This window comes from Pseudomonas sp. 382 (genome assembly GCF_002759075.1).
GTDB lineage: Bacteria > Pseudomonadota > Gammaproteobacteria > Pseudomonadales > Pseudomonadaceae > Aquipseudomonas > Aquipseudomonas vlassakiae.
In genome coordinates this window covers 1-4161 of sequence record NZ_PEMX01000079.1, presented here as the reverse complement: position 1 = coordinate 4161, position 4161 = coordinate 1, and the positions used below count along the sequence as shown (strand labels likewise).

1 protein-coding gene is annotated in these 4161 nt (G+C 67.7%); it reads left to right on the top strand.

Features of this window, described 5'->3' with window-relative positions; all coding sequences use genetic code 11:
• Window positions 1-4161: condensation domain-containing protein (locus tag CQW31_RS30600; RefSeq protein WP_143524286.1), on the top strand; the 4161-nt coding region annotated here is incomplete at both ends.

The following is a 4161-nucleotide window of genomic DNA, read 5'->3' as shown; positions in this document are numbered from 1 at the left end:
GCAAGGATGCGGTGCCGATCGGCCAGCCGATCGCCAACCTGCAGACCTACGTGCTGGACGGCGAACTGAACCCGGTCAGCCCCGGCGTGACCGGCGAGCTGTACCTGGGCGGCATCGGCCTGGCCCGGGGTTACCACCGTCGCCCATCGCTGACCGCCGAGCGTTTCGTCACCAGCCCGTTCGGTACTGGCCAGCGGCTGTACCGCACTGGCGACCTGGCGCGCCAGCGCGAGGACGGCGTGATCGAGTACGCCGGGCGCATCGACCACCAGGTGAAGATCCGCGGCCTGCGCATCGAGCTGGGCGAAATCGAAGCGCGCCTGCAGGAACAGGACACTGTGCGTGAAGCGGTAGTGGTGGCCGCCGATGGCCCGAGCGGCAAGCAACTGGTGGCCTATGTGGTGCCAGAGCCGACTTCCCTGGCACGCGCTGAGGCCGAGATTCAGGGCGGCTACCTGCAAGGCGTCAAGGCGCAATTGCAGGATGTGCTGCCGGACTACATGGTGCCAGCGCAGTGGGTGCTGCTCGAACAGATGCCGCTGTCGCCCAACGGCAAGCTCGACCGCAAGGCCCTGCCCAAGCCCGACCCGGCGCAATCGCGCAGCGAGTACCAGGCACCGCGCAACGCCCTGGAGCAGCGCCTGGCGCTGATCTGGCAGGAAGTGCTGCGCCTGGAACAGGTCGGCGTGGACGACAATTTCTTCGAGCTGGGCGGGGATTCGATCATCTCCATCCAGATCGTCAGCCGGGCACGCCAGGCCGGGATTCGTTTCGCGCCGCGTGACCTGTTCCAGCATCAGAGCATTCGCCGCCTGGCCACTGTGGCGCAACTGAGCGAGACCCTGCAGATCGACCAGGGGCCGGTGACCGGTGAGGCGCCGCTGCTGCCGATCCAGCAGACGTTCTTCGCCACTGAAATCCCCAACCGTCAGCACTGGAACCAGTCGCTGCTGTTGGCCCCGTCCGAGCCGCTGGACAGCGTACTGCTGACCCGGGCCCTGGCCGCAGTGATGCAACAGCATGACGCCCTGCGCCTGCGCTACCAAACGTTGGACGGTGGCTGGGTACAGCACCATCAGCCACAGGCGAGTGCCGAAGGACTGATCTGGCAAAAGCAGTTGGCCAGCCTCGACGAACTGCCTGCGTACTGCAGCGAAGTGCAGCGCAGCCTCGACCTGGGCGCAGGCCCCATGCTGCGCCTGGGCCTGATCACCTTGCCGGACGGTACACAGCGCTTGCTGCTGGCGATTCACCATCTGGTCATCGATGGCGTTTCCTGGCGCATCCTGCTCGAGGACCTGCAGACGGCTTATCGTCAGCTGCAGGCGGGGCAGGTGCTGCAGTTACCGGCCAAGACCACCTCGTACAAGGCCTGGGGCGAGCGCCTGGGCGAACATGCCCGCTGCGCGCCGATGGTCGCGCAGCTCGGCTACTGGCAGCAGCTGCTGGAAGGCGCGCCGCAGGATCTGCCGCGCGACAATCCGCAAGGGGGGATGGACAACCGGCATGCGCGCAGCGTCGCCACCCGGCTGGACGCTACCCGTACCCGCCAGTTGCTGCAGGAGGCGCCAGCGGCGTACCGCACCCAGGTCAACGACCTGCTGCTGACGGCCCTGGCCCAGGTCGTCTGTGCCTGGAGTGGCGAGGCGTCGGCGTTGGTGCAACTGGAAGGGCACGGCCGCGAGGACCTGTTCAGCGACATCGACCTGTCACGCACGCTGGGCTGGTTCACCAGCCTGTTCCCGGTGCGCCTGACGCCAGCCAGCGACCTTGGTGCCGCCATCAAGGGCATCAAGGAGCAGCTGCGCGCGACTCCGGACAAAGGCCTGGGCCATGGCCTGTTGCGCCACCTGGGTAGCGATGAGGCACGCGCAGCGTTGGCCGCCTTGGCGCAACCGCGCATCACCTTCAACTACCTGGGGCAGTTCGATGGCGACTTCGCCGATGGGGCGTTGTGGGTGCCCGCCAGCGAAGGGCGTGGTGCCGGGCAAGATCCGCAGGCGCCGCTGGGCAACTGGCTGAGCGTCGATGGCCAGGTGTTCGGCGGCGAACTGAGCCTGAACTGGACCTTCAGCGGCGAGGTGTACGCCGAGGCGACCATCGCGCGCCTGGCCGAGGCCTATCAGCAGGCCCTGGAGGCGCTGATCGCGCACTGCCTGGTCGAGAGCAACGCCGGGCTGACCCCGAGCGATGTGCCGTTGGCCGGGCTTGGCCAGGCTCAACTCGATGCCCTGGCCTTGCCTGCCCGGGCCATTGCCGAGATCTATCCGCTGTCGCCGATGCAGCAAGGCATGCTGTTCCACAGCCTGTACGAAGCCAGCGGCCGTACCTACGTCAACCAGATGCGCCTGGATATCCGTGGCCTCGACGTCGAGCGCTTCGCCAGTGCCTGGCAGCAGGCGGTCGACCGCCACGAGCTGCTGCGCGCAGGCTTTCTCTGGGACGCGGGGCTGGAAGCGCCGCGCCAGGTGATTCACCGCCAGGCCAGCCTGGAAATCGTGGTCGAGGAGGGCGGCGATGGCACTGCCCGCCTGCTCGACGAGCGTGCCGGCCATGAGCTGGACCGCGGTTTCGATCTGGCCTGCCCGCCGCTGCTGCGCCTGTGCCTGCTGCGCACTGGCGCTGACAGCCATCACGTGATCTACACCAGCCACCACATCCTGATGGACGGCTGGAGCAATTCGCGCCTGCTCGGCGAGGTGCTGCAAAGCTATGCCGGCCAGGCCGTCGCCGCGCCGGAAGGCCGCTACCAGGACTACCTTGCCTGGTTGCAGGGCCAGGACCAGGCGGCCAGCGAGCGCTTCTGGCAGGCGCAGCTGGCGCCCCTGGAGGAGCCGACCCGGCTGGCCCTGGCCTGCGCCCGGGCGGACCTGGCCGAGCCCGGCCAGGCCTTGCACAGCGCTCGGTTGAACGGCGAGCAGACCCGCCGCCTGCAGGCCTTTGCCCGGCAGCAGCAGGTGACCCTCAACACCCTGGTGCAGTCGGCCTGGCTGTTGCTGTTGCAGCGTTACACCGGCCAGCGCAGCGTGGCCTTCGGCGCCACCGTATCCGGGCGCCCGGTGGAACTGCCGGGGATCGAGCAGCAACTGGGCCTGTTCATCAACAGCCTGCCGGTGATCGCCAGCCCGGATGGCGCGCTCAGCGTCGCCCAGTGGGCCCAGGCGGTGCAGGCGCAGAACCTTGCGCTGCGCGACCACGAACATACACCGTTGGCAGACGTGCAACGCCTGGCCGGGCGTAACGGCGAGGCGCTGTTCGACACGCTGCTGGTGTTCGAGAACTATCCGGTTTCCGAAGCCCTGCAAGCGGCCCCGGGCGGCCTTGGTTTCAGCAACCTGGGCTACAGCGAGCAAAGCGGTTATGCCCTGACCCTGATCGCCCAGGTCGGCGATGAGCTGGAACTGGCCTTCAACTACCTGACACAGGACTTCGCCGAGCCGACCATCCGCCGCATCGCCGGGCAACTGACCCAGCTGCTGCTGCAGTTCATGGCGCACCCTGATAGCCCACTGGGCGAGCTGCCGCTGCTGGAGGAAAACGACCGCCAGCAAGTCGTCGAGCAGTGGAATGCCACGGCGCGGAGCTACCCGGGTACGCCTTATGTGCACCAGCTGTTCGAACAGCATGTCATGCTTCAGCCGCAAGCACCGGCACTGACCTTCGCTGACCGCACCTTGAGCTATGCCGAACTGAATGCCGAGGCCAACCGCCTGGCGCAGTATCTGCGTAGTCAGGGTGTCGGCCCGGACGTGCTGGTGGGCATCGCCGCCGAGCGCTCGGTGGAAATGGTCGTCGGCCTGCTGGCGATCCTCAAGGCCGGTGGCGCCTATGTGCCGCTGGACCCGGAGTACCCGCAGGACCGCCTGGCCTACATGTTCGAGGACAGCGGCATTACCTTGCTGCTGACCCAGTCGCACCTGCGCGACGGCCTGCCGATCCCGGCCGGGCTGGCGGTGCTCGATCTGGACCGAGCCGAAGCCTGGGACGCGCTGGGCGCGCACAACCCGGAGGTGGCACTGCACCCGGAAAACCTCGCCTACGTCATCTACACCTCCGGCTCCACCGGCAAGCCGAAGGGCGCCGGCAACCGCCATGTCGCCTTGCACAACCGCCTGGCCTGGATGCAGGAGGCGTATCAGCTCACGGCCACTGACAGCGTGC